This window comes from Microcystis sp. MC19, from assembly GCF_003019735.1.
Lineage (GTDB): Bacteria > Cyanobacteriota > Cyanobacteriia > Cyanobacteriales > Microcystaceae > Microcystis.
Map to the genome: position 1 here is coordinate 416,829 of NZ_CP020664.1, position 22,554 is coordinate 439,382.

Here is a 22,554-nt window from a genome sequence, read left to right on the forward strand (position 1 = left end):
CCACCATTAATTAGGTTGCTTAGGTTTTTCAAGTTGCTCTTTAACTAATTCTAAGGGAAGTTTTAACGGGAGCATCTCATTTATGCAAGTGAGTAATTATACTTATCTATAAAACTGGTTTCTAGCAAGGCTTTCAAAATAGCTTGACATAAAAACCTGATTTAGGGGTTACAAAGGTGAGATGCTCCCGTTTTAACACTCTAGCAATTTGCTCGACGGTTAAGCCTTCCTTCATCAATTCTGTAGCGATTTCGAGTTTATATGCTTCTGTAAGATTAGATTTTTGTAATTGATTTTCTGGTAGTTGATTACAGATATGGCCTTTATTAATTTGGACACCGTTAACGACATTATTGTTAGCAACATTATAATAATACCTTCGCAGACTAGACCTAAGATTAGCTTTATTAACTTCTTCTCCTAGAATTTCCGATAGGGTTTTCCATAGCTTACCGGCTACATCCTTGACATATTTCTCGGAACGATGATGACTTTTAGCGATTTCTGTGTATTTTTGGTGATTAATCACCCCTTCTAAGATTTCAGACTGAACATCATCTAAATTCTCTCCTGTATAGGAGAAGATGAGATTATCAACAGTTGTAATTAAAGAGTGAATATCAAAATTGTTCATGGCATTGGTTTAACTATGGGATTAAGTCATAATTGCTTGACATTATAGCACAGAATGTAAATTTAGGTACTTTATACGACTTTATCTTACTTTTTAGTGCTTGAAAGTTAATCTTTAATGTCATAAGCTCTTAGAAACCTTAGCTTAAGCAAAAATAATGAAAATGAACAGAGTTAAAAGTTCTCTATTGAAATCGGGTTTATGTGTTTTCAGTTTTTCCATATCACTTCTTTGTCAAAAAACTCCTGTACTGTCTGCTACAGTATCAAGTTCTAGTTCAACACTTCAATCTGTAGGTATTGTAAATGACTTTGATAAGATTTCTGTAATATTAGATGGTATTTTAAAACTTTGGGGTATTGTTGCACCTGTTGGAAGACCTTTACAGCCAGAAGATTTTACAACAATTAAATCAGCCAGGTTGTTGATTGCGTGTGTCAATGGAATCTGTGATAAGGATGAATCTCAAAGTAATAGTCTAGTAAGCATTAATAAACGAACAGTAGAAAAAACAGGACAAGTTAGTTCAATAGCATCAATTAGTGGTGCTTTAACCCAAACTAGCATTGGAAAGAATCCGGCTTGTGTCGGAGATACGTTTGTTGATGGTCTCAGTCCCATTAAGTGTGAAAAAAATGTTAAGGCCGTTGGTAAACCTGGAGAGGTATTTGTAAAAAATGTAACCGCATCTGCCTTTGGTCTTGTTTATGATGGCAGGGGTGGAAGACTGCTTATGGACGGAGCAGAATCCATGGACGAAGTTTATAGAGAAATCCCCGAACCCACCTCAACCCTAAGTCTTCTTTCCCTGGGAATACTTGGTGCAGGTGCAACCATAAAACGGAAAGTAAAACGCTCTAATTCCCTCGAAAAAGAACTCACTAACATCGGTTAAATTGCTTTTTTGTATAACTCATTCCCCCTTAATTTTAGACCAGTTGAGGAGGATTTTTATGCTCTTACTTCTCCTTCTTGTATTTTTAAATTAATATTTGCTATAATAAACAAAGGGTAAGCATCAATCATCTTCAAGCAATAAAAACTATTATTGAGGAACGACAAAATGAACTTAGAAATGCTTGGGCAAAACACTTCTCAAGCTGAAGTAACTCATATTTCTTCCCATGGAATATGGATTCTGGCAAACGATGAAGAAATGTTTCTTTCCTATCAAGATTTTCCTTGGTTTCAAGATATACCTATTAGACAAATTTTAAATATACAAGAGCCTTTTCCTAATCATTTTTATTGGCCAGATTTAGATGTAGATTTAAGCAAAGAAATTATTAAAAATCCTGAGAGATTTCCTTTAAAAGCTAAAGCCTAGTTTTTATCCTTAATTAAGTGCGATGCCGAAGGCACTGCGTAGCAGCACGCTGATCTTGTAGGGTGCGTTCCCTAATGCAACTTCTACCGCTCCAGCGATCGATTTTTGGGGAACGCACCATGCCTATTGATTGAAGCTGTAAGAACGATTTCTGCAAAGGCTGTGAAATTGAAGGCTCTTGTGCAGGTCAGTGTCAAGTCACTTTGGAGTCTTCCAGAAATGACAGTCAATTAGTTGGAAAAATGTGCGAGTTAATGATTGCAACTACACAGAATTTGGTTGACGAATATCTAGAAGGCAGCTGAAATTCTGTGTTTATGACTAAGAACTAGCTGCCCAAAGCAAAGACACTTCATATTGATTAAATGTTGAATCCGCACTCACAAGTGTCATATCTTCTACCTGAGCTTGTGCAATCAGCATTCGGTCAAAAGGATCACGATGATGTAAAGGCAATGCAGCCGCCCGCAAAGCATGAGAAGCATTGATCTCTAACGATCTAGCTCCTAGTTGAGTCATTCGAGTAGAGACATAATCATCTATTTGCTCTGGCAGTGGTAATTTACCGACTGAGACTTTAATTCCCATCTCCCAAACACTGGCAACAGAAAACCACAATTCATTGCTTTCGTTTGCAATTTGTTCAATTACATTCTCACTTAACTTGTCTGGTTGGGCAAACCACCACAGCCAGCATTGTGTATCCAGTAAAAGTCTCACTCCGCACCACCCTCAAATGCTACCAAAATATCTTCTGGTAAAGGAGCGTTAAAATCATCTGGTACGGTAAACATCCCTCGATCTTGTCCTAAACTAGACCGTCGATCTAAAGATGTCCGAAATGGAACAAGTTTAGCAATTGGAATACCTCGGTTTGAAATAACGATTTCCTCTCCGAGTTCCACACGGGACAATAGCCGAGAAAGGTTTGTTTTAGCCTGATGAATGTTTACAGTTTCCATGCTCTTAAAAAACCAAATCTACAAACTAAGTTTAGTTTAGTTGCGGTGATTCTGCAAGGGCAAGTTAGTTTGAAGTGCGATGCCGAAGGCACTGCGTAGCAGTACGCTGATCTTGTAGGGTGCGTTCCCTAATGCAACTTCTACCGCTTCAGCGATCGATTTTTGGGGAACGCACCATGCAGATTTATTGAAGCTGTAAGTCTAAATGCGATGCCGAAGGCACTGGGTAGCAGCCAATCTTGTAGAGACTTAGTAGGATGGCATTAGCTCATCCTACAGACCTGTGAGATATTATAGAGAAGTCTCCAGAAGTCAAATCGCAATCGGGAGTTAGTATATGCAAGCTATCCTTTTAAGCCGTGAAGAAGTTGCTCAACGTGCAGAGAAACTGTACGAAAGCAGAATCCGCCAAGAGGTGGAAGTTGAAGAAAACATTGGCAAGATGGTTATCATTGACATTGAAACAGGTGACTACAAAGTTGATGAAAATGGCTTACACGCTGCTGACTTATTGAGCGAGAAACACCCCCATGCTCGGCTCTTTGGGATCAAAATTGGCTACAACGTTGCTGCCGCTTTTGGTGGGGGTGTTATGGAGCGTGTAGTTAAGTGATTTCAGGTATTGTGGCTAATGGACACCCGATCATCACTATCCCATTTCGGATTCCAAATCGCGCTGACTTTCCGATTGAGTTTGTAGTAGATACAGGATTTACAGATGAGCTTTGTTTACCACCCGAAGCAGTAGCATTACTGAATCTTCCTTTCAGGTACGATATGCGTGCGAATTTAGCAGACAACAGCCAAGTAATGCTGCCTCTTCACAAAGCAATTATTATCTGGAATGGTGAGGAGCGAGAAACTCGTGTATTTGCAACAGGACGGCGACCCCTGGTTGGAACTGCTTTATTAGATAGCAATGAACTTGTGATTCAGTTTACGGAAGGTGGGTTGGTAACAATTGACGAATTGTAGTTCTCAGCATTAGCGCAAACGCAGGCTAACTTCACCGTTATACTGAATCGGTTTTTAATAGTATGATTAACTCCCAATCCAACCTTAAAAACCCGCTCTCCCCCATACCTGTTAAACCGGATTTAGTATCAGAGCGATCGCTAGATAAAAGGTTAAGTAATGTTAAGATCATAATTCTTCATGAAGAAAGAGCATGATCGCCGAGTAACTGTAGTCAAAAATACCAAATTTTGCCCCAGTCACAATACAGTAGGGATCAAGCGCATTCGATCGAAGCAAGAATTTTCTCCCCAGTATCTATGAATCAATCAGAAAGTTGCGGTAAGGTCTATCTCGTTGGTGCGGGTCCCGGAGATCCCGGTTTGTTGACCTTAAAAGCGAAAGTTCTCCTAGAAAATGCCGATGTTGTCCTCTATGATGCCCTAGTTAGCCCCTCGATTCTAGCCATGATTAACCCCCGGGCCGAACAAATCCATGCGGGTAAGCGTCGCGGTCGTCATTCTCTAGTACAGGAGGAAATCACCGCTTTACTGATCGATAAGGCCCGGACTAATGCCGTGGTTGTTCGTCTCAAAGGGGGCGATCCCTTTGTTTTCGGTCGCGGGGGTGAAGAAATGCTCGATCTGATCGCGGCTGGAATTAGCGTCGAGATCGTGCCGGGGATCACTTCAGGAATTGCCGTGCCTGCCTACGCCGGTATTCCCCTCACCCATCGCGATTATAGTTCTTCCGTTACCTTCGTCACCGGCCACGAGATGGCGGGTAAATATCGTCCTCAAGTTAACTGGTCAGCGATCGCCCATGGTGCGGAAACAATTGTTGTTTACATGGGTGTGCATAATTTACCCTATATTATCGGGGAGTTAACCAAGGCCGGCAGAAGTCCAGAAACACCGATCGCCTTGATTCGCTGGGGAACAACACCGCAGCAACAGCAGTTAATCGGTACTTTCACTACGATTATGGACCAGATCGAAGCCACCGGCTTTGAGTCCCCAGCGATCGCTGTTATCGGGGCAGTGGTGAACCTTCATGATCTCTTACAAGCGGGACAACCTTTGCTATCCAGGACAATCCCCCCTACACCCATTTCTCCCTGATTCGGTTCCCATGCGTCAATATCAAAAATCCCTGACGATTACCACCAGTCCCAAGAATTTCCATCGTCTGACTGCCCCCATAGAAGCGATCGTGGCTGAATCGGGCATAACGACGGGATTATGCAGTATATTTGTCTGTCACACCTCCGCTTCTTTGCTGATCCAAGAAAATGCCGATCCCGATGTTCTCACCGATTTGGCCAATTTCTTCGCCAAGTTAGTGCCGGAAGATAGCAGTCTCTACTATCACTCTACCGAAGGGCCAGACGATATGCCCGCTCACATTCGCTCGGTGCTAACCCGGACATCGGAACAAATCCCGATCGCTAGAGGTAAATTAGTTTTAGGCATCTGGCAAGGTATCTATCTCTGGGAACACCGTCAGAGTCGTCACCAAAGGCAAGTGGTGGTTCATATCACCGGGGTCTGAAGCGTTGCGTATAGTTTTGTAATAGAAACTTTACTCGTACCCCTCATCGGAGTAAGATTTTTTCCGTGTACGATCAAATTGTTCGCTTTTTGAACAAAGAACTTCATATTTCGTAACAAAAGGAAACAATTTATGCGAAAATTGTTCGCTCTGGCCCTGGTGCTATCTCTCTGGTTCACCTTTGCCGCTCCAGCGTCGGCTGATTTGTCCAATCTGACCCCTTGTAGCGAAAATCCCGCTTTCCTACAAAAAGCGAAGAGTTTCCGCAACACCACTCCTGACCCCGAATCGGGAGCCAAACGCGCTCAAACCTACTCCCAAGCTCTCTGTGGACCCGAAGGCTATCCGCACCTAATTGTTGATGGTCGTTGGGATCACATGGGCGATTTCTTTATCCCTAGCATCCTATTCCTGTACATTACCGGTTGGATCGGTTGGGTTGGTCGGGCCTATTTAATCGCCGTGCGCGACAGCAAAGATGCCGAAATGAAGGAAATCATCATCGATGTTCCCCTCGCTTTGAGCAAAATGTTAACGGGTTTTCTCTGGCCGTTGGCGGCTTTACAAGAGGCCACTTCCGGTAAATTAACCGTTAAGGATTCGGAAATTACCGTTTCCCCTCGTTAATTTTTGTGTCAAACCCTTGACTTTTTATTCCCTAGGAGAACTCAGATGGAAGGACTTACTAAATTTCTCTCGTCCGCACCCGTGTTAATTATGGCGCTGCTGACTTTCACCGCCGGGATTTTAATCGAATTTAATCGCTTTTATCCCGATCTCTTATTCCACCCGCTAGGTTAAAGCCAATCTCAGGTGATTAAAGGGGATACAGAGTCCACTGTATCCCTTTTTAATGGCAATGATCGGAGGGATTGGGGGAATATTAAGAAAAGAAAGACACTGGAGACCACAGGGCCTAAAAATAGATAAGATACAGGTGTCTGCAACCACAGAGGTGGGACAAACCATGCTGTTAGATAAAGATTTGATGCTAGGAAAGCGTCTGCGGTATCAAGAATTACAAGAAAAATTAAAAGAGATTTGGCAGGGAGAAAACGTTCCCGAATCCGATGAATGCGATTATGATATCCTCGTTGTCCCTTCTTTTAGTATCGATCAGAGAGTCGGTCAAAAAGTGGCGGGTTTTTTACATTACGAAGAAAGATTATTATTTTCTCTGATTCGGTTGCGACATCCGAAAACTCGTTTAATCTATGTAACAGCGCAGCCACTTTCGCGGATGGTGATTGATTATTACCTGCAATTGTTGCCTGGGATTCCTTTTTCCCATGCTAATAATCGTCTGTTATTACTGACAACTCACGATAACTCTTTTCAACCTTTAACTCAAAAAATTCTGGAAAGACCGCGCTTAGTAGCAAGAATCCGGCAAGCGTTGCGTCGAGATCGTGCCTACATGGTTTGTTTTAATTCTACTAATTTAGAGCGAGAATTGTCTTTACAATTAGATATTCCTTTATTTGCCTGTAGTCCAGACTTATTGTATTGGGGTTCTAAAAGTGGCAGTCGCGAGATTTTTGGTCAAGGCAATATTCCCCATCCTGACGGTAGTTTACAGGTAAATACGGTCAAGGATTTGTTATACGAAGCCGCTAGTTTGTGGTCGCGGCAACCGCAATTAAAACGCATGGTAGTGAAGTTAAATGAGGGGTTATCAGGAGAAGGAAATGCGGTTTTAGATTTACGTCCTTTAGGGGAAATTGTTGATAGTAACAGTCTAGATTTAAGCGAGAGAATTAATCTCTTGGCTAAACTATTAGACAAGATTAGTTTTCAAGCAAGCGATGAAAATTGGGAGAGTTTTTCTGGCAAAATTGCTGAATTAGGGGGAATTGTCGAAGCTTTTATTGAAGGGGAAGAAAAGCGATCGCCGAGTGTGCAAGGTTATATTACACCGACGGGAGAAGTGAAGATTCTTTCCACTCACGATCAAATTTTAGGGGGTCCCGATGGTCAAATTTATCTGGGTTGTTATTTTCCTGCCGATGAAAATTATCGCCTACAATTACAGGAATTAGGTCTAAAAATAGGGGAAATTCTGGCAGCAAAGGGAGCAATTGAACGCTATGGAGTTGATTTCGTCGCTGTTAAAAATCCAGAAACTTTAGTCTGGGATTTACAGGCGATCGAAATTAATCTGCGAAAAGGAGGAACTACCCATCCTTTTATGACTTTAAAGCTTTTAACTAATGGTGAATACGATCAAAAAACTGGATTATTTTTCAGTCAACCTCACCAGGAAAAATACTATATTGCCTCCGATAATCTCCATAAACCCCAATACAAAGGTTTACTTCCCGATGATTTAATGGATATTATTGCTAAACATCACTTGCATTTTGATAGTAGCAGTAAAACAGGAACAGTTTTTCATCTCATGGGTGCGCTGTCAGAATTTGGTAAATTAGGGTTAACTTGTATCGGCAATTCTAGTGAGGAAGCGGCGGCAATTTATCAGCGTGTGGAACAGGTTTTAGATTGGGAAACAGAGCATAGTTCTATAAATTTAGGTTATTGTTCTGGATTACCGATCACTTGGATATAACTAGACTGATTTACTGGCTGTAATTTTTTGTTTCAGAGATTTAACCGACATTCCGCACATCTTCATATACCTTTATATATTTTTGCATTCCCCAAGATGTTTTGACGAAAAAGCTTCATTGTAGAAACTACTATTGAGAACATTTTCAATAATTGATTTTTTCTGAGAAAACAAATTACAATTCTTCCCATTGATGAAAATCGATCCTTGTAGCTACAATCTTTACTGGCAAAAGGTTGTAAGCAATGTATTAGTAAAAATTATCAATTGAATGTTAAGAAGTGCGGAAGGTGGGATTTAATGATCCAAGCAGGCAGTTCCTGGCAGCCAATGACCGATGGTTTTACCTTGGTTAAAAGTTGTCTTGACTTCGATGCACTTACTTAACTGGTTTAAATAGCTTCTAAATATTTGCTATCGAGCAGAAATGAGCCTCGATCGAATTTTACACCCCAATAACCCCCCGGCCGGCGATCGATTACCGTGCCTATATCGTCGATATCGAGCAGATCCGGCGGCCGTAACATAGGCATAGGATCGGCGGTTTTCAGGTAAGGGGGAATGGCAATCAGACGGACTTTTCCCCCGATGCTAATTTCACTCATAGTACTGGCTAGATGCGATCGTTACATAACATCCCAACTTAGCATATTTCAAATCATTCTCAAGATAGATTCCCCAGGGAATAGGTGTTGTGTAAGCTGTTGCCATCCTCCTTTGGCGTTGGGTTGGGCTGTTGCCTGACCTAGCGGCGAGGGGATAATCGCAATACGAAATCTGCTAGAGCAATAATCATGAAAATCACTCATAAACTCTTGTTCTCTTCCTGGCTCTTACTGGGTGTCACGGTGGCCCCATCCCAAGTATTGGCAGGACCGTTTGTTCCTCAAGGACCGTTTGTCCAACCTGCACCTGGACCGGGTATTCCATGGCCAAAAAATGTTCCGGGTAAAGAATACAGCGATCGCTTTGACAAAGACACTCAAGAACCGCCAGTTCTAGATCCAGAACAGAATATTTACTGGGATGGCAATGGTGGTCGGCAAGATGCCTTCGACTATAGTGGCTCTCGCGCAGGTGATACTGTTACGGCAAGGGAAGTAGATGCCTTAGCTAATCATCAAGATGCCCTATTCTGGGATGTCATTGCTAATCGAGCCGCCCTACTATTCTCGACTGGTTCGACGGTAGTACCTGCGAATCCCCTTTTTGTAGGCAATATCGCTTATAACCAGCTTGGAATACATGAAAAAAGTGTTCTTTTTGAATCGATTGGCGGGGGGACTGGTTTTTGGGCAACGCCTCCGCAAATTGATCAAGAGGGAGTTAACGATCTCGATGGTTTGGAGGTGTGGAGTTCTGTATCACCAACGTCTTCTCAATACCCTTCTCCAGCAGATCCGACTCCTGATGATGCTGATATGTACTCTTTGTTGGGAGATCCCCTTATTAACGGTATAAGAACGTCAGTATGGTACTATAACCCCATTACCCAGATCAGCAACTCCTATATTACTGCTGGTCAGATTGCCACAGCAATTAGCCCATTTATTCCGCCGACATATACTGGTGATATCGCTAATATCCTTGATCTGGATGGTTTAATGGTCTTTGATCAAGGTAGTGTAGGTCAGTGGGATCAGGGTGATGCTATTCTGTTTAGTCTTATGCCGATAGATCTCGTTGGACAAGACCCAAATAATCCATCAATATTGGATGGAGTAATCACACCCAACGTTAATGGAGGCGATATCGATGGCGGGGAAATTTGGTCTTGGCGATTTGGTCAAGCTGCTCAATTCCTCTTTCACGGTGGGCATCTCTGGGATACAGCTTTCAATGTCAGACAGGCTACCGGGGCAGTGAATGAAAATATAGATGCTTTAGAAGCTGTCGCCGTTCCCGAACCCTCTACATTCCTCAGCTTATTAACCCTCGGCACTCTCGGTGCAGCTTCAACCCTGAAGCGCAAACTAAAATCATCCAAAACATCAGAAAACTAAACCACAAAAGTAGGCTAAATTGCTTACCAAAGTGTAATTAATGTCCCTTCATTCAGTCAGTTGAGGGGGTTTATTGTATAATAGGGACATAATTAAATCAAGAGGATTTTGGTTATGCAACAGGTGACGATTGAGCTACCCACCACCATAATTAATGCTCTAGCCGCCTACAATCAAGAGCATAAGGTATCTTCTTCTGATACAGTACAAACGGCTATAGAATCATTTTTAATAGCGAAAGGCTATTTATCCAAACCGAAAAAATCTTTTCACTTATCTCCCGCACCCAAAGGAAGTGGCTATACTGACACATCCATCAATCATGACGCTGTTTTAGCCGAATTTACTCTGTCCCATAAATTACCTCGATTACATAACAATCACATTTAGGAACTATTCTGACTTCTGCTATGCGCTCCTCTACTCTTGTCGGCAAGGCAATTGAAGTCCGGTGATAGTTTGACTATTCCTTGCCTAAGACCTACTTTGCTTATAGCTTGAATCGTGTAAACTAAGAGATTTCGTCCTTTTTTTGGCTCCTTATAGCCAGGGATTTTGGGTTTTCCCAGAAATTTATCGGGGTGACTTTTAAACTCCGATGAAGCGGCAAAAAATGATTGCCAGTTCCGGTCTAATCCTCTTAAAACTTGTTGGGAAACTTTAGCGGGTAAAGCTTGATACTGTTCTGTCTTTTTCATCAGAGAGGCCATCTGATTATAGGTCAAATAGCCATGACCATAAATGAAGTTTTGTCGGATTAAATAATTGGCTGAGTTGTAGAGATTTTTAGACTGCCAAGATCAATTATCTATCTCAGCCCAAAATCTATGTCCTTTCTTGATAATGTGCCTTTCTGCTACTAACATTATTGTCCGTTGTCTTTTAACTCAGCTATAATCTTTTCTGTCTTTCTTTTCGACATTCTTAATCCGTAAATTCGAGAACAAAAAGAGGTTATAATGGCTATTAAATCTGACATCAACTCATCCTGATTATCCTCACTTTGATTGACAACCTCCAGTTTTTTATCTAGTTCTTTTAACAAGATTTCTAGATAATTAGTCCCAAATCTGGCTAGACGCTCTTTGTGTTCAACAATTAAAACATTATAATTGGGGTCAACTAGAATTTTGGCTAATTGTTGGCGATTATCGTTTAATCCACTGCCTACTTCTTTGACAACTTTGTAGATTTTGTAGCCTCTGGCAACAGCATAATCTTTTAATCGGTCAGCTTGTCTATCTAGATTGTCTTTATTTTCGGCACTGGAAACTCTTGCATAAATGCAGGCTATCAAGTCGGGTTTTGAATGGTTGTCATCCGTTATGATAATTGTACCAGAAGGCAATTGATAACCTGTTAAATTCCCTTGTTTCCACCACCTCCAAGCCGTTCGATAACTTATTCCTGTTTTTTTTGCATAGTCTGATAGTTTCATGTCTATATATTACCATCCCTGACTATATCTGACTATATTTCTATTGAAACTTTACAATACCACCTTAAGCTCGTCTTTTTTCTGATTTTAACAGTAGAATCGCCGATGGGAATGAATAACTTAGTTCATGACTCCATTCGTCTCACCTGAGAAATTTCTAATTTCATATCTACCGAAAAAAGCTCCCCGGTTGACCATTCCCGTGGCGATCGTTTATGAAAAAGATAATGGTGTTCAGCTAACCATTCTCAATGCCTCCCCGTCTCCACAGTAAAATAGGTAATGCTCACCCTAGTCATGCAAGGCGTAAAATTTCCCAGATTTTCGGATATTCTCGTTAACTACTTTTGTAGGTCTTCATTGGCCCGAAAAATCGCTTCTTGACCATCACTAGAGGCCACAAAACCCATAAAAGCTTTGACTGCTTCACTAGCAGGTTCTTTGTAAACGTAGTAAAGGGTACGCTGCCAGGGATAATTAGGTTCACTGGCTGAAATTCCGTCCACAGCGAGCGCTCTGACGGTTTTTTGGTCGGCGATTTGGCTATAGGTGGCGTAACTAATGCCATTCAGTCCCAAAACTCGCAAAATTGGGGTGGTGGCATCCCTCTCCATCATTTTGAAATTAGTTCCCCTACCAAATTCTCCCCCTTGCAGCACTTCCTGACGAAAACTTTGATAAGTGCCACTAATAGGAGGACGATTAATCACTTGAATAGTAGCAGCAGAACCTCCCACCTCCGACCAAGAGGTGATTTTTCCGGTAAAAATACCCCTAACTTGAGCAGTGGTTAACCCCCCCGCAAAGGGGTTTTTTACTCCCACCACAACAGCGATCGCATCTCGGACAATCGGACTAGAAGCCAATCCCTGAGAGCGTTCCGACTCGGTTAAAGGTCGTGACACCGCCGCAATATCGATCGCCCCCTGGGCCACTTCCTCTAATCCCACATCAGATCCTTGAGCATTTGTCAAGACCTCTACCCCCTGAAATTTGGCAGTTAAAGCGGCTTTTAAGGCTTGATTAATCTGTACCATACTGGTGGAGCCGTTAATGCGAATTGTCGTGCCACTGGGGATAGAAGTCCGTGGGGCAAAACTGACCACTCGCTGGGGTGAGGGGGGAGGGGGTAGGGGAGAGGAGGCACTTTCCGATACCGGCGATTTTTGCGGACTTTTACCGCTGCCACAGAGAAAAAATTCTTGACCCGCAGCACATTGACTTTGTAGCCAGAAGTAACCCCCACCTAAAATGCCCGCAGTGGCTAAAAGAGCGATTATTAAAGCAGTTGTTTCGTTTTTTTGAGACATAATTATTCAGTGAGCGGTGATCAGTTAGGGGATTTGGGGAGACGGGGATTTGGGGAGATGAGGATTTGGGGAGATGGGGAGATTTCAGCTAAATTCCCCACCCCCCTACTACCCCAACACCTAACACCTAACACCCCACTACCCCACTACCCCATCATTTGCTGACATTAGGGGGTCGATCGCCTGGACACCGGTGATCAATGGAAGTTTCGATGATATTATCTTAGTGCATGGAAATCCACTCTTAATTTAGGACTGTATATCATGACCCACGCACCTATATCCCCAGTCGTGCTGGTTATCCTTGATGGTTGGGGTTATCGCCCGCAAAGGTCGGATAATGCGATCGCAATGGCGAAAACCCCGATTATGGATAGTCTCTGGGAAGTTTATCCCCACACCTTAATCCGCACCTCCGCTAAGGATGTGGGACTACCAGAAGGACAGATGGGCAACTCGGAAGTTGGCCACCTCAATATCGGAGCGGGGCGGGTTGTACCACAGGAGTTAGTACGGATTTCCGATGCGATCGAAGATGGTTCGATTCAACAAAATCAGGCTTTATTAAAACTCTGCGACGAGATTCGCCCTAAAAAAAGCAAATTACACCTAATTGGTTTGTGTTCCGAGGGGGGAGTTCATTCCCATCTCGATCACTTACTGGGATTATTAGACTTAGCGAAAGTGCAAGGGATTAGCGATGTCTGCATTCATGTCATCACCGATGGTCGCGATACCAACGTCACCGACGGGATGCCGGCGATTAAACGGATTCAAGAACATATTAATAAAATTAAACTCGGTCGCATGGTGACTCTCAGTGGCCGTTATTATGCCATGGATCGGGATCGCCGTTGGGATCGGGTGGAAAAAGCCTATAACGTGATGACCAGTGATCAAGGTATCGACGGGCGATCAATTACTGAAGTATTACAGGCATTTTATGATCAAAATATTACCGATGAATTTATTCCCCCCACCAGAATTGCAACCGGGGCGATCGAAGCGGGCGATGGGGTGATATTCTATAATTTCCGTCCCGATCGAGCTAGACAGTTATGTTATGCCCTGACTATGCCCGATTTTGAAGATTTCGATCGAGATTTAATTTCTCCCCTCAGTTTTGTCACTTTTACCCAATACGATCCGAAATTACCGGTAGATGTGGCCTTTGCTCCCCAGAATTTAAATAATATTTTAGGACAGGTGATCGCTCAACAGGGATTAAAACAGTTTCGTTGTGCGGAAACCGAAAAATATCCCCACGTCACCTACTTTTTTAATGGGGGATTAGAAAAACCCTTTGAGGGAGAAGTGCGCGAATTAATTCCCAGTCCAAAAGTCGCCACCTATGACCAAGCTCCGGCCATGTCGGCAGCCGCGGTGACAGCAGCGGTCTGTGGGGCGATCGAACAGGGGATCTATAGTCTCGTGGTAGTCAATTACGCTAACCCCGATATGGTGGGTCATACGGGCATTTTAGACGCGGCCATGAAAGCAGTGGAAACGGTGGATCTATGCTTGGCTAAGTTGTTAAGTAGCGTCAATAAATTGGGGGGAACAGTGTTAATCACTGCCGACCACGGTAACGCGGAAACGATGGTGGATGAGTCGGGTAATCCTTGGACGGCCCACACGACTAATCCCGTTCCTTTAATTTTAATTGAAGGGGAAGGGAGAAAAATACCCGGCCACGGTGGCGATGTGCAGCTGCGGGATGATGGTCGTTTAGCCGATATTGCCCCCACTATCCTGGAAATTCTCTCTATTCCCGTCCCGATAGAAATGACCGGGCGATCGCTGATTAAACCGGCCGAAGTGGAAATTAAAGCCAGTCGCACTCCCGTCCGCATCTCGCTTTAACGAGTAAAAAGTCAAGAAAGGGGAATTTTATGCTGAAAACCATCGAAGGTGTTTATCGAGATGGACAAATACACCTAACCGAGTTACCCAATGATATTAGCGATCGCTCACAAGTGCTGGTGACTTTTCTCGATCAAATCGATCCTAGTAAGCTCAGACAACTGATGGAGTATTTAGAGAGCATCGAGGGGATTCAGCAAGGTTTCGAGGAGATAAATTCCGGTAAAACCCGTCCTCTTGCCGATTTTGCCCAAGAAATGGCCGAAAAATATGGTATTTCAGGTTGAAATTACCCCAACTGCCACGGCACAGATCGAAAAAGCCTATCGCTGGTATCGAGGTTATAATGCCGAGTTTGCTGACCGTTGGTTTCGAGGATTAATGAATGCTATTGCTACTCTGCAAGAGAAACCAACTCGTTGTGCTTTAGCGCTCGAACAGACGATTTTTCTACCCAAAGAAGTCCGACAACTTTTTTATGGGAAAGGTAAAAATGTCTATCGAGTGCTTTTTACAATTAGAGATAGTACGGTTTATGTACTATATGTTCGCCATAGCGCCCAAGCACCACTAACACTTGAGGATATAGAGGATGAAGAGGACCCTAGTTGATAACTAATTCAAAGCTGACGGCTTGATAACTGCTATACTTTGTAATGGAAAATAGAGAGTAATAATCATGACAGTGGTGCTGGTAGTACAGATTATTTGGGCGCTGGCGGCGGCCTTTCTGGCGATTTTGGTGTTATTACACAGTCCCAAAGGGGATGGTATTGGCGGTATTGGCGGCCAATCACAGATTTTTACCAGCGCAAAAACGGCGGAAAAAACCTTAAATCAGGTGACTTGGGCCTTGGGGACGGTATTTATCACCCTAACTATTGTACTGAGCGCCGGCTGGTTAAATCGCTAAATGCTAAGAGGTCGGTTCTCTTTTCTAGGACTCGCAGCCTTGGCGAGTCTTTTGCTGTTTTCCTATTCTTTGATCGCCGACAGTCGATCGCTACCAGAGTTAAAAACCCATCCTTTACCCGCTAATTTAGCCCAATGGCAAGAGCAAAACCAGTCCGGGGATTATTTTGATGCCGTGGAAATCAGTCCCGTGGGGGCGTTGATTTGGTCGCAATTTCCCGTGAAGATTTATCTTCAGAGCGATCGCAGTTCTTGGCTGAGTTTGGTACAACAGGCGATCGCTGAATGGGGGCAGTATTTGCCGATGGAGTTGGTAAATCGGGCAGAATTGGCCGATATCCTCATTAAACGGGAGTTACCGCCGTCGGGAGTTCGTTTTAATGCCGAAACGGGTAAGTTAGAACTGCCCCGGGTGCGTTCTGCCATAACACAATACGAGATTTTTGTCAAGGAAAATCGCTTAACTCATCGGATGAGTATCCAGATTAGTCCCAATTTAGCCGATCGGTCGGCCTTAGCGGCAGCGCGGCACGAATTAGGTCACGCTTTGGGAATTTGGGGTCATAGTCCCCTAGAGACGGATGTGATGTATTTCGCTCAAACTAGAGATATTGCCCCGATTTCTAGCCGGGATATTAACACTTTAAAAAAGGTTTATCAGCAGCCAACTAAGTTAGGTTGGCAGATGGATCAGCTAGGGTATCTAATACCTGAATAGGTAAATATTGCTCTTCAGTCGGTTCTGCTATTAAAAAGTATAAGTTATGGATATACTTAGTATAACTGACTAAGATCCAGAAGATTAACCATCGCTTAAACCTCTATTTCCTCTAGCCATGTTTTAATCGCACTGATTAACTTGGGTTGCTGGGGAGGGGTGTTGCTGACTCAAGCTATGAATGCCAACTGTGCATCCTATCCAAAAGTGGCTCTTCGTTACTCTTTATGCTAAATCAACAGACAAGATGCCAAGACAACATACTTCTAACCCAAAAATTCCGAAAGTTTCTAAAGCCATAGCCTCTCCGTTTTATTAGTTTAAGTTTATTGTTGATTCCCTCGACCACCCCATTCGTTGTCCTTCGCTCAAAATAACTAATTATTTCTCCAAACCAGTTTCGGATTGTTTGACAACTCTTGGTAAAAACACTGGAGGATTTTGCCAACCATTCCGAGATGGATAGCATTCCCTCTGTCGGATTCTCTGAGGTTTCATAAATATTTCTAAATTCTTCCTTTAATTCCTGCATCTTTTTCAAATTTGGAAAAGTTTCTTTGATAGCTTCTAGTTTGATTTTTTGGGGTTCCGTTAAATCTTTTTCATTTTTTAACAAGCTATATTTACTTCGCTTTAAAACTTCTAGCTTCGCTTCTTTTTCCGCTTTCTGTTTTTTATTTTTCTGCGCTTCTACCGCTCTTTTTTCTGCTCTTCTCTGTTCGTCTAACTCTTGATTAATTTGTTTCATTACATGGAATCTATCAGCGACTACCTCGGCCGATGGCATCAATTCTTTCACCAGATTTTTATAGGGCAACCAAAGGTCTATGCTCACTTCTTCAATTTGCTCTAACACCTCTTTTCCCCACCCCGTAAGCGTTTCCCTCAACTCTTCTTGTGTTCGCTTCTCTAGAATAGCTATTAGTTTTCCCGTATCTAAATTTACTAAAACTGCACAGTAATTTTTTTGCCCTTTGACTAGAGCGATTTCATCAATTCCTAGTCTTTTTAATTCCGATAGGTCTGGCTCTGTAATTTCTTCGGCGATGTCCTCTATCATTCTTTGAATCTCTTCTTCCGTTACGTCATTTCTTCGGCTAACATTTAAAATATCTCCTTCTTTTAATTGTTCGAGTATATTCTCGGCTAGTCTTTTCGTATAGGTTCGTTTCTTGGCGACAAAATCTAACTCTTCACTAAAGGGTTTTCGACAATTATCGCACTTAAATTGACGACGATTAACCTGTAGGTACACTGGTTGTCCTGAGATTGGTAAATCTTTGACTAAATGTCGATGATTTTGGTGGAGTTTATCGCTCTCTAACCCACAATGAGGACAGGTTGCTTTTTGATTTTTCGATTCGATTCGGCAAACTATACCGATATTTTCTAGGTGTAGATAGCCTTGAATAGACGTTCCTTTTAGGTTCAAAAATTTGTCAAGTATCATAAGTAAAATACTCTGGTTTTTGGCTATTATATCAAATCTTAACTCAATTGTCTATCTTTTGGCATTAACCTGTTTGTGCCTTAAGTCCTTCCCCGTATGGATTTCAGCTACTTTTGAGATTAAGTACTCTCATCGAATTTTATTTTAAGTTAATTATTTGCATAACAATTCCCGAAGAGCCCCAAAAGTTAGTTTAGCTCTAGGTTTTAAAAACCCCACACAAGAAGATTCCTATTGCAAATCAGCAACCCCAATCTTTGCCACCCTCGACAACTAAGCCAATACTAGAAACATATTGTACGGGTTTGCCTAACATTAAGGGATCTATTTCTCCCCAATCGTAAGGTTCATAATCTTCTAAACGAGATAGTTCGCTATCTAACCAATCATCTCTAGGGGCTGTTTTTTCTGAGGGATTGGGCTGTTTCAGGCAGTCTAAGGGTTTAGTCATGGGGAAAAAATGTCCTATACACAAACATTTTACCCATTATTGACCAACTCTTTAGTTCATCTACACCTCTATTTCCTCTAGCCATGTCTGAATCACGCTGATTAAGTTGGATTGTTGGGGTTTGAAATATTTGTTTGAGTAATTGTTTCGCTTTTTCTCTTTCTTCGTCTGATAAATAATCTTTTCCTTTGACACTGGAAAGATAGCTTTTGCTATTGCCGACAGCTTGAATATAACGCTGTTTTCCCTGATTAAAAATCTCTGTAAATCTCTGATGTTGCTGCCTTTGAATTTCGTTAGGTTGATTCATTATAAGTATAAGTAAGTAGGTGTTAAAAGTTGTCAAACACCCCCCTTATCAAGGTAGCAGGGGGGATCAGCACCCCCCCTTATCAAGGTAGCAGGGGGGATCGACACCCCCCTTATGGACTTGCGCTTTGATAATGTACCTTTTGGGCGAACACAGTTCGCCCCTACATTGTGGACAAAATCCGTTACTGTAGGGGCGCAAAGCTTGCGCCCTCCGATCGATTGGGATATTATTCCCACGCAAGTCCCTTATCAAGGTAGCAGGGGGGATCAGAGGTAAAATCTATCTTCAATGTAATTATAACTACTTACTTAACTGACTAAGATGCAGCAATGTTCCTGACTCCATTGCTATCTGTTAACCTATAGATGGAATATTTTTAATCAGCTTATGAAAGTGATGCGGCTGGCTTGGGTGTTAACTTTGGCATTGATGATCATGCCGCCGACAACAGTGGCACAAACACTGGAGCAGTTATGGCAACAGGGTGAAACCGCTCAAGCGCAAAAAAAATACCCGGAAGCCGAAAGAATCTGGCGACAAATTATTCAGCTTGATCCTAACAGTGCTGTGGCTTTTAGCAATCTCTGCGCCGCGCTATTCCGTCAAAATAAGTTAGACGAAGCACCGATTTTCTGTCAAAAAGCCCTCGCTCTCGACCCAAAACTCCCAGAAACCTACAACAATCTCGGTAACGTGCTGTATAACCAGAAAAAACTGACGGAAGCGGAGGAAATGTACCGTAGGGCGCTCGCTCTTGATGATAAGTATGTCTATGCCTACAACGGTCTCGGTAACGTGCTGTCGGACCAGAAAAAACTGACGGAAGCGGAGGAAATGTACCGTAGGGCGCTCGCTCTTGATGATAAGAATGTCTATGCCTACTACAATCTCGGTAAGGTGCTGAGGGACCAGAAAAAACTGACGGAAGCGGAGGAAATGTACCGTAGGGCGCTCGCTCTTGATGATAAGAATGTCTATGCCTACAACAATCTCGGTAACGTGCTGAGGGACCAGAAAAAACTGACGGAAGCGGAGGAAATGTACCGTAGGGCGCTCGCTCTTGATGATAAGAATGTCTATGCCTACAACAATCTCGGTAACGTGCTGAGGGACCAGAAAAAACTGACGGAAGCGGAGGAAATGTACCGTAGGGCGCTCGCTCTTGATGATAAGTTTGTCTATGCCTACAACAATCTGGGTAACGTGCTGAGAGACCAGAAAAAACTGACGGAAGCCGAGGAAATGTACCGTAGGGCCTTAGATTTACCAGATACTACTGGGACTCCTACTACCCCTCACACCGCTGCTCATAATGGTTTGGGTATGCTCCTACAGGAACAGGGCAAGCTAGAGGCAGCGATCGCTGAGTTCGAGAAGGCGACGAAAATCGATCCGAAGTTTGAATTTGCCAGCAATAACCTGCAAGAGGCCCGGCGCTTGTTATCCTTGCAGCAACAACCGGAGCAGATCATCGCTTTGAATAATACTAAATATTTACCCCAAGAGGATCCCCTCACCCGGATCAAGCGATCAATTGTTAAAATCAGTGTTGTCTTTACCGGTAACGCCAAGGGGACTGCCTACGGTACGGGTTATGTGATCAAACGCCGGGGAACAACGGTGTGGATTATCACTAATCGTCATGTGGTGGTCGATCGCGACACGGAACAGAGGGGCGATAATCTGGAAGTGGAACCCTATTACGGCGAAAATCTACCCAACCTCCCGCGCGATCGTGTAGTGGCTAAAATAAGTCAGATCACCGAACCCCAAGAAAACTTGGATTTAGCTTTGCTGGAAGTCACGGGTTTACCAGACGATATCAGTCCTTTAACCTTTCATCAAGGCGAAATTAACCCAGAAACACCGATTTCTATCATCGGACATCCTGAATCAAAAGATTGGTCGAAGTACGAGGCGATTACCATCGGCATTCAGTCTAGTAGCGGCAATTTATTAATCGATGTGAGTCTGGCCGTGGGGGGGTCTGGTAGTCCAGTATTTGATCAGGAAATGCGGGTGATCGGATTGATGTTTAAAACGATTAACGAGTCCCAAATCGATTCTCCCGGTATCGGTTTCGCTTACCCAATCGATCGAGTTCTCCAAAAATTAGCTCAATGGCAGGTGACTGTACCATGAAAAAACCATTTATTGTCCTTAACTTAACAATTCTTAGTCTTATTTTGGTATCGTTCTTCCCTATTCAAGCTCAAAACTGTGGGACGGGAAATACTAGATCTAGCAACTATATCCAGAGAGATAATGACAAGCGCTGTGAGGGAATAGCTCCGATCGATATTGCGGGCAGTTTTAGTCTTATTTCCCTTTCTATCGGCCGGATTCGGGAGATGACTGACTCCCTAAAGTTGGAAGTGCCTAGTCGTAATAACCGAGCGCCGAAAGTGATAGTGCGTTCTGTGCCAAAAAATTATCAACTCGATCTCCTCACCTTGCGTCCCCAAGGTTCTCGCTATCAATTTAAATGGTCTAACTATGTTATTGATCGCGAAGATATCGCCCTTGAAAGTCTGCGGGCCACGGCCTCTATCAGTGACGGTAAATTGATCTATTTGCCAGTTATTTTTAATCCGGCAAAAACCTATGATATCGTTCTTTTTGCTAATGTGCGTAGCCAGATCAAAGAATTACAAATCCTCCAGAACAACGAGGTTATCTATGAGACTTCTCGCCCTAACTGGCAACCAAAAGGAGAAATTTTCTTTACTTGGGATGGTCGTACTTCTGATGGTAAACTGGCTAAGGCGGGATTGTACCAATTGCGAGTCAAAGCTTTATTAGAACAAGATGATGCTCCTCCCAGAAATGCCCCGATTAATATAACTTTTGAACATAATCCCCAGTGGCTAAAATGAAGTCCAAGCATAATTTTAAAAGTTTCTGGCGATTTATCAGGAAAAATCTCAAGTTTTGCACAGTTTTTATAGTTACTCTAGCACTGGTTTTCCTGTCGATTTTTTGGGGAATTATCCCAGTTAAACAAAACTTTGAAGGCAATTTATTGGTAAAAAGCTTTAGTTTTACCTGTCAAGAAAACGAAAGTTTATTGCTCAAAGATGTGTATAATCTTTCCCAAATAGATCTATCGGGACTGAAAAAATTTACCCTCGCTGGCACCTTTAGCAGTCTTGCCGATCCCGAACTGAATAAACGAGAGCGACTAGAAATTGAATCAATCCGGGAAAATAGCACTTTAACAATTACCCCGACGGCGGATTTTATCCTGCAAGAACTCCGTTTACAAAAGGAAACTAGAGTTAAAAATCTCAAATATGCTCCTTTTAATAATCTTTTGGCTTTTAGTTTGCAGCCAAATTCTCAACCAGTAAATTTATCATTTAACCCTAGCGGCAACCCGATTAAAATAACTCTCTCTGGTTATAAAATTGCTAATTTACCCCAAAAAAAAGAGGATATTCCCCTCGAATTTAATCTCAGTACCACCGAATTTAAATTAGAAATACAACAAGCGATCGATGTTAATTTACAACTTTCTCAAGAGCAAGAACAGCCTATTTTTTGGCGCAATATTAAAGTTAATAATGTTAGATTTGAGCGACCGATTATCACCGGTAATAATGTGAGAGATGACTTAGTGGAATCGACAATTATTTCTGGTAATATCCGGATGGCTCAACAGGATCTTAAGCTAGAAGAAAATCAATTCCTAATCGTCGAGAAACCGGGGGTAGAGATATTAAATCAGATAAAAATTATCCGAGAGGATAGCAACCAAAACCTCAAACTAAAAACCACGGGGGAAAACTTGCAGATTACCGAGGCATCACAAGGTTTAGAAGTGAGCGTTTCCGGCAATACCAACAGCATCCAAGTGGGGTTAAATCCGCGACTACCGATCGCCCAAATTCAAAGCAGTTTTTTATCCCGTTATCTTGGCAGCGAGGCGATCGTGGCGATAATTTCCTTTTCTGCTGGTTTGATTGTTTCCTTGCTTTCGTGGCTATTCGATAATTTTCCCGCTTCTCCCTAAAAATTACCGTCCCGCTCGCTAAACTGCCAAATTGATAAGATCCTTTGACCTTTCGCCGCCTTATTGAGCAAAACTAGGTATAAACACTTT

The 22,554-nt window shown here is 42.7% G+C and carries 30 protein-coding genes; 20 read left to right on the forward strand and 10 right to left on the reverse strand.

Annotated features, from left to right (window positions below):
- Positions 1 to 133: 133 nt before the first annotated feature.
- On the reverse strand, positions 134 to 634 hold the full coding sequence (locus B5D77_RS02145; RefSeq protein ID WP_106908188.1) for an ATPase: 501 nt from the start codon (positions 632 to 634) through the stop codon (positions 134 to 136).
- A 157-nt stretch (positions 635 to 791) separates the two neighbouring features.
- Here B5D77_RS02145 and B5D77_RS02150 point away from each other — a divergent pair, with 157 nt between their 5' ends.
- Together B5D77_RS02150 and B5D77_RS02155 are read left to right on the forward strand one after the other, a co-directional pair.
- A complete protein-coding gene (locus B5D77_RS02150; RefSeq protein WP_106908189.1) occupies positions 792 to 1,529 on the forward strand; it encodes a PEP-CTERM sorting domain-containing protein in 738 nt (245 codons plus the stop codon).
- 168 nt (positions 1,530 to 1,697) lie between these two features.
- A complete protein-coding gene (locus B5D77_RS02155) occupies positions 1,698 to 1,961 on the forward strand; it encodes a DUF2442 domain-containing protein (RefSeq protein WP_106908190.1) in 264 nt (87 codons plus the stop codon).
- A 321-nt stretch (positions 1,962 to 2,282) separates the two neighbouring features.
- Here B5D77_RS02155 and B5D77_RS02160 read toward each other — a convergent pair whose 3' ends face one another.
- Positions 2,283 to 2,681 (reverse strand): type II toxin-antitoxin system VapC family toxin, encoded by a 399-nt coding sequence (locus B5D77_RS02160; protein ID WP_106908191.1) that lies wholly within the window; start codon positions 2,679 to 2,681, stop codon positions 2,283 to 2,285.
- Positions 2,678 to 2,923, reverse strand: a complete 246-nt coding sequence (locus B5D77_RS02165; protein WP_008201147.1) for a type II toxin-antitoxin system Phd/YefM family antitoxin — start codon at positions 2,921 to 2,923, stop codon at positions 2,678 to 2,680. Before B5D77_RS02165 ends, B5D77_RS02160 begins: the two co-directional genes overlap by 4 nt.
- A gap of 337 nt (positions 2,924 to 3,260) precedes the next feature.
- On the opposite strand from B5D77_RS02165, the gene B5D77_RS02170 reads away from it, so the two are divergent.
- The 7 genes from B5D77_RS02170 to B5D77_RS02200 all read left to right on the forward strand — a co-directional run bounded on the left by B5D77_RS02170 (position 3,261) and on the right by B5D77_RS02200 (position 7,994).
- Positions 3,261 to 3,536 (forward strand): hypothetical protein, encoded by a 276-nt coding sequence (locus B5D77_RS02170; RefSeq protein WP_002739245.1) that lies wholly within the window; start codon positions 3,261 to 3,263, stop codon positions 3,534 to 3,536.
- On the forward strand, positions 3,533 to 3,898 hold the full coding sequence (locus B5D77_RS02175) for a clan AA aspartic protease (RefSeq protein WP_106908192.1): 366 nt from the start codon (positions 3,533 to 3,535) through the stop codon (positions 3,896 to 3,898). The genes B5D77_RS02170 and B5D77_RS02175 overlap by 4 nt, the downstream gene beginning before the upstream one ends.
- Before the next feature lie 299 nt (positions 3,899 to 4,197).
- Positions 4,198 to 4,998, forward strand: a complete 801-nt coding sequence (cobA, locus tag B5D77_RS02180) for a uroporphyrinogen-III C-methyltransferase (RefSeq protein ID WP_008201141.1) — start codon at positions 4,198 to 4,200, stop codon at positions 4,996 to 4,998.
- A 10-nt stretch (positions 4,999 to 5,008) separates the two neighbouring features.
- Positions 5,009 to 5,428, forward strand: a complete 420-nt coding sequence (locus tag B5D77_RS02185; RefSeq protein ID WP_008201139.1) for a secondary thiamine-phosphate synthase enzyme YjbQ — start codon at positions 5,009 to 5,011, stop codon at positions 5,426 to 5,428.
- A 132-nt stretch (positions 5,429 to 5,560) separates the two neighbouring features.
- Positions 5,561 to 6,055 (forward strand): photosystem I reaction center subunit III, encoded by a 495-nt coding sequence (locus B5D77_RS02190; RefSeq protein ID WP_002748906.1) that lies wholly within the window; start codon positions 5,561 to 5,563, stop codon positions 6,053 to 6,055.
- A 45-nt stretch (positions 6,056 to 6,100) separates the two neighbouring features.
- Entirely contained in the window at positions 6,101 to 6,229 is a 129-nt protein-coding gene (psaJ, locus tag B5D77_RS02195) for a photosystem I reaction center subunit IX (protein WP_002738148.1), read from the forward strand.
- 166 nt (positions 6,230 to 6,395) lie between these two features.
- Positions 6,396 to 7,994: a peptide ligase PGM1-related protein gene (locus B5D77_RS02200; RefSeq protein ID WP_106909941.1), complete on the forward strand. Its 1,599-nt coding sequence runs from the start codon at positions 6,396 to 6,398 to the stop codon at positions 7,992 to 7,994.
- 392 nt (positions 7,995 to 8,386) lie between these two features.
- Here B5D77_RS02200 and sipA read toward each other — a convergent pair whose 3' ends face one another.
- Entirely contained in the window at positions 8,387 to 8,599 is a 213-nt protein-coding gene (gene sipA, locus B5D77_RS02205; RefSeq protein WP_008201130.1) for a regulatory protein SipA, read from the reverse strand.
- A 189-nt stretch (positions 8,600 to 8,788) separates the two neighbouring features.
- Between sipA and B5D77_RS02215 the strand changes: the two genes are divergently transcribed.
- Positions 8,789 to 9,997: a PEP-CTERM sorting domain-containing protein gene (locus B5D77_RS02215; protein ID WP_106908193.1), complete on the forward strand. Its 1,209-nt coding sequence runs from the start codon at positions 8,789 to 8,791 to the stop codon at positions 9,995 to 9,997.
- Positions 9,998 to 10,111: 114 nt separating this feature from the next.
- Positions 10,112 to 10,387 (forward strand): hypothetical protein, encoded by a 276-nt coding sequence (locus tag B5D77_RS02220; protein WP_008201127.1) that lies wholly within the window; start codon positions 10,112 to 10,114, stop codon positions 10,385 to 10,387.
- Here the strand turns inward: B5D77_RS02220 and B5D77_RS02225 are convergent.
- Together B5D77_RS02225 and B5D77_RS02230 are read right to left on the reverse strand one after the other, a co-directional pair.
- A complete protein-coding gene (locus tag B5D77_RS02225; protein WP_253851946.1) occupies positions 10,384 to 10,695 on the reverse strand; it encodes a hypothetical protein in 312 nt (103 codons plus the stop codon). The genes B5D77_RS02220 and B5D77_RS02225 overlap by 4 nt on opposite strands.
- A gap of 167 nt (positions 10,696 to 10,862) precedes the next feature.
- Entirely contained in the window at positions 10,863 to 11,435 is a 573-nt protein-coding gene (locus B5D77_RS02230) for an IS607 family transposase (RefSeq protein WP_008201120.1), read from the reverse strand.
- Between the two features lie 127 nt (positions 11,436 to 11,562).
- On the opposite strand from B5D77_RS02230, the gene B5D77_RS25640 reads away from it, so the two are divergent.
- Positions 11,563 to 11,709, forward strand: a complete 147-nt coding sequence (locus B5D77_RS25640; RefSeq protein ID WP_159036929.1) for a hypothetical protein — start codon at positions 11,563 to 11,565, stop codon at positions 11,707 to 11,709.
- Between the two features lie 67 nt (positions 11,710 to 11,776).
- Here B5D77_RS25640 and B5D77_RS02235 read toward each other — a convergent pair whose 3' ends face one another.
- A complete protein-coding gene (locus tag B5D77_RS02235; protein ID WP_106908194.1) occupies positions 11,777 to 12,745 on the reverse strand; it encodes a phosphate ABC transporter substrate-binding protein in 969 nt (322 codons plus the stop codon).
- A 264-nt stretch (positions 12,746 to 13,009) separates the two neighbouring features.
- Here B5D77_RS02235 and gpmI point away from each other — a divergent pair, with 264 nt between their 5' ends.
- From gpmI to B5D77_RS02260, 5 genes are all read left to right on the forward strand, one after another.
- On the forward strand, positions 13,010 to 14,608 hold the full coding sequence (gene gpmI / locus B5D77_RS02240; protein WP_106908195.1) for a 2,3-bisphosphoglycerate-independent phosphoglycerate mutase: 1,599 nt from the start codon (positions 13,010 to 13,012) through the stop codon (positions 14,606 to 14,608).
- Between the two features lie 29 nt (positions 14,609 to 14,637).
- Positions 14,638 to 14,895, forward strand: coding sequence for a hypothetical protein (locus B5D77_RS02245; protein ID WP_002736285.1), 258 nt, complete (start codon positions 14,638 to 14,640; stop codon positions 14,893 to 14,895).
- Positions 14,879 to 15,220 carry a type II toxin-antitoxin system RelE/ParE family toxin gene (locus B5D77_RS02250; RefSeq protein ID WP_002761318.1) on the forward strand — a complete coding sequence of 114 codons (342 nt, stop codon included), beginning with the start codon at positions 14,879 to 14,881 and terminating at the stop codon, positions 15,218 to 15,220. Before B5D77_RS02245 ends, B5D77_RS02250 begins: the two co-directional genes overlap by 17 nt.
- A gap of 67 nt (positions 15,221 to 15,287) precedes the next feature.
- The gene (gene secG / locus B5D77_RS02255) at positions 15,288 to 15,521 is read left to right on the forward strand and encodes a preprotein translocase subunit SecG (protein ID WP_002736485.1); all 234 of its coding nucleotides are present in this window, start codon (positions 15,288 to 15,290) and stop codon (positions 15,519 to 15,521) included.
- Positions 15,522 to 16,238 (forward strand): peptidase, encoded by a 717-nt coding sequence (locus B5D77_RS02260; RefSeq protein ID WP_002804373.1) that lies wholly within the window; start codon positions 15,522 to 15,524, stop codon positions 16,236 to 16,238.
- Between the two features lie 235 nt (positions 16,239 to 16,473).
- On the opposite strand, the gene B5D77_RS02265 is transcribed toward B5D77_RS02260, so the two are convergent.
- The 3 genes from B5D77_RS02265 to B5D77_RS02275 all read right to left on the reverse strand — a co-directional run bounded on the left by B5D77_RS02265 (position 16,474) and on the right by B5D77_RS02275 (position 18,449).
- Positions 16,474 to 17,688: an ISL3 family transposase gene (locus tag B5D77_RS02265; RefSeq protein WP_106908196.1), complete on the reverse strand. Its 1,215-nt coding sequence runs from the start codon at positions 17,686 to 17,688 to the stop codon at positions 16,474 to 16,476.
- 241 nt (positions 17,689 to 17,929) lie between these two features.
- Positions 17,930 to 18,139, reverse strand: coding sequence for a hypothetical protein (locus B5D77_RS02270; protein ID WP_106908197.1), 210 nt, complete (start codon positions 18,137 to 18,139; stop codon positions 17,930 to 17,932).
- Entirely contained in the window at positions 18,132 to 18,449 is a 318-nt protein-coding gene (locus B5D77_RS02275) for a hypothetical protein (RefSeq protein ID WP_106908198.1), read from the reverse strand. Before B5D77_RS02275 ends, B5D77_RS02270 begins: the two co-directional genes overlap by 8 nt.
- Before the next feature lie 390 nt (positions 18,450 to 18,839).
- On the opposite strand from B5D77_RS02275, the gene B5D77_RS02280 reads away from it, so the two are divergent.
- The 3 genes from B5D77_RS02280 to B5D77_RS02290 are packed head-to-tail and all read left to right on the forward strand — an operon-like array spanning position 18,840 to position 22,464.
- Entirely contained in the window at positions 18,840 to 20,594 is a 1,755-nt protein-coding gene (locus B5D77_RS02280; RefSeq protein ID WP_254053026.1) for a serine protease, read from the forward strand.
- A complete protein-coding gene (locus B5D77_RS02285; protein WP_106908199.1) occupies positions 20,591 to 21,328 on the forward strand; it encodes a FlgD immunoglobulin-like domain containing protein in 738 nt (245 codons plus the stop codon). Before B5D77_RS02280 ends, B5D77_RS02285 begins: the two co-directional genes overlap by 4 nt.
- A complete protein-coding gene (locus B5D77_RS02290; RefSeq protein ID WP_106908200.1) occupies positions 21,325 to 22,464 on the forward strand; it encodes a hypothetical protein in 1,140 nt (379 codons plus the stop codon). The genes B5D77_RS02285 and B5D77_RS02290 overlap by 4 nt, the downstream gene beginning before the upstream one ends.
- Positions 22,465 to 22,554 lie beyond the last annotated feature (90 nt).

Excerpts from the sequence above, each read along its gene's own strand:
- B5D77_RS02145 (WP_106908188.1), bottom strand. The coding sequence starts at position 634 with ATGAACAATTTTGATATTCACTCTTTAATTACAACTGTTGATAATCTC.
- B5D77_RS02150 (WP_106908189.1), top strand. The coding sequence starts at position 792 with ATGAAAATGAACAGAGTTAAAAGTTCTCTATTGAAATCGGGTTTATGT.
- B5D77_RS02155 (WP_106908190.1), top strand. The coding sequence starts at position 1,698 with ATGAACTTAGAAATGCTTGGGCAAAACACTTCTCAAGCTGAAGTAACT.
- B5D77_RS02165 (WP_008201147.1), bottom strand. The coding sequence starts at position 2,923 with ATGGAAACTGTAAACATTCATCAGGCTAAAACAAACCTTTCTCGGCTA.
- B5D77_RS02170 (WP_002739245.1), top strand. The coding sequence starts at position 3,261 with ATGCAAGCTATCCTTTTAAGCCGTGAAGAAGTTGCTCAACGTGCAGAG.
- cobA (WP_008201141.1), top strand. The coding sequence starts at position 4,198 with ATGAATCAATCAGAAAGTTGCGGTAAGGTCTATCTCGTTGGTGCGGGT.
- B5D77_RS02185 (WP_008201139.1), top strand. The coding sequence starts at position 5,009 with ATGCGTCAATATCAAAAATCCCTGACGATTACCACCAGTCCCAAGAAT.
- B5D77_RS02190 (WP_002748906.1), top strand. The coding sequence starts at position 5,561 with ATGCGAAAATTGTTCGCTCTGGCCCTGGTGCTATCTCTCTGGTTCACC.
- psaJ (WP_002738148.1), top strand. The coding sequence starts at position 6,101 with ATGGAAGGACTTACTAAATTTCTCTCGTCCGCACCCGTGTTAATTATG.
- B5D77_RS02200 (WP_106909941.1), top strand. The coding sequence starts at position 6,396 with ATGCTGTTAGATAAAGATTTGATGCTAGGAAAGCGTCTGCGGTATCAA.
- sipA (WP_008201130.1), bottom strand. The coding sequence starts at position 8,599 with ATGAGTGAAATTAGCATCGGGGGAAAAGTCCGTCTGATTGCCATTCCC.
- B5D77_RS02215 (WP_106908193.1), top strand. The coding sequence starts at position 8,789 with ATGAAAATCACTCATAAACTCTTGTTCTCTTCCTGGCTCTTACTGGGT.
- B5D77_RS02220 (WP_008201127.1), top strand. The coding sequence starts at position 10,112 with ATGCAACAGGTGACGATTGAGCTACCCACCACCATAATTAATGCTCTA.
- B5D77_RS02225 (WP_253851946.1), bottom strand. The coding sequence starts at position 10,695 with ATGAAAAAGACAGAACAGTATCAAGCTTTACCCGCTAAAGTTTCCCAA.
- B5D77_RS02230 (WP_008201120.1), bottom strand. The coding sequence starts at position 11,435 with ATGAAACTATCAGACTATGCAAAAAAAACAGGAATAAGTTATCGAACG.
- B5D77_RS25640 (WP_159036929.1), top strand. The coding sequence starts at position 11,563 with ATGACTCCATTCGTCTCACCTGAGAAATTTCTAATTTCATATCTACCG.
- B5D77_RS02235 (WP_106908194.1), bottom strand. The coding sequence starts at position 12,745 with ATGTCTCAAAAAAACGAAACAACTGCTTTAATAATCGCTCTTTTAGCC.
- gpmI (WP_106908195.1), top strand. The coding sequence starts at position 13,010 with ATGACCCACGCACCTATATCCCCAGTCGTGCTGGTTATCCTTGATGGT.
- B5D77_RS02245 (WP_002736285.1), top strand. The coding sequence starts at position 14,638 with ATGCTGAAAACCATCGAAGGTGTTTATCGAGATGGACAAATACACCTA.
- B5D77_RS02250 (WP_002761318.1), top strand. The coding sequence starts at position 14,879 with ATGGTATTTCAGGTTGAAATTACCCCAACTGCCACGGCACAGATCGAA.
- secG (WP_002736485.1), top strand. The coding sequence starts at position 15,288 with ATGACAGTGGTGCTGGTAGTACAGATTATTTGGGCGCTGGCGGCGGCC.
- B5D77_RS02260 (WP_002804373.1), top strand. The coding sequence starts at position 15,522 with ATGCTAAGAGGTCGGTTCTCTTTTCTAGGACTCGCAGCCTTGGCGAGT.
- B5D77_RS02265 (WP_106908196.1), bottom strand. The coding sequence starts at position 17,688 with ATGATACTTGACAAATTTTTGAACCTAAAAGGAACGTCTATTCAAGGC.
- B5D77_RS02270 (WP_106908197.1), bottom strand. The coding sequence starts at position 18,139 with ATGACTAAACCCTTAGACTGCCTGAAACAGCCCAATCCCTCAGAAAAA.
- B5D77_RS02275 (WP_106908198.1), bottom strand. The coding sequence starts at position 18,449 with ATGAATCAACCTAACGAAATTCAAAGGCAGCAACATCAGAGATTTACA.
- B5D77_RS02280 (WP_254053026.1), top strand. The coding sequence starts at position 18,840 with ATGAAAGTGATGCGGCTGGCTTGGGTGTTAACTTTGGCATTGATGATC.
- B5D77_RS02285 (WP_106908199.1), top strand. The coding sequence starts at position 20,591 with ATGAAAAAACCATTTATTGTCCTTAACTTAACAATTCTTAGTCTTATT.
- B5D77_RS02290 (WP_106908200.1), top strand. The coding sequence starts at position 21,325 with ATGAAGTCCAAGCATAATTTTAAAAGTTTCTGGCGATTTATCAGGAAA.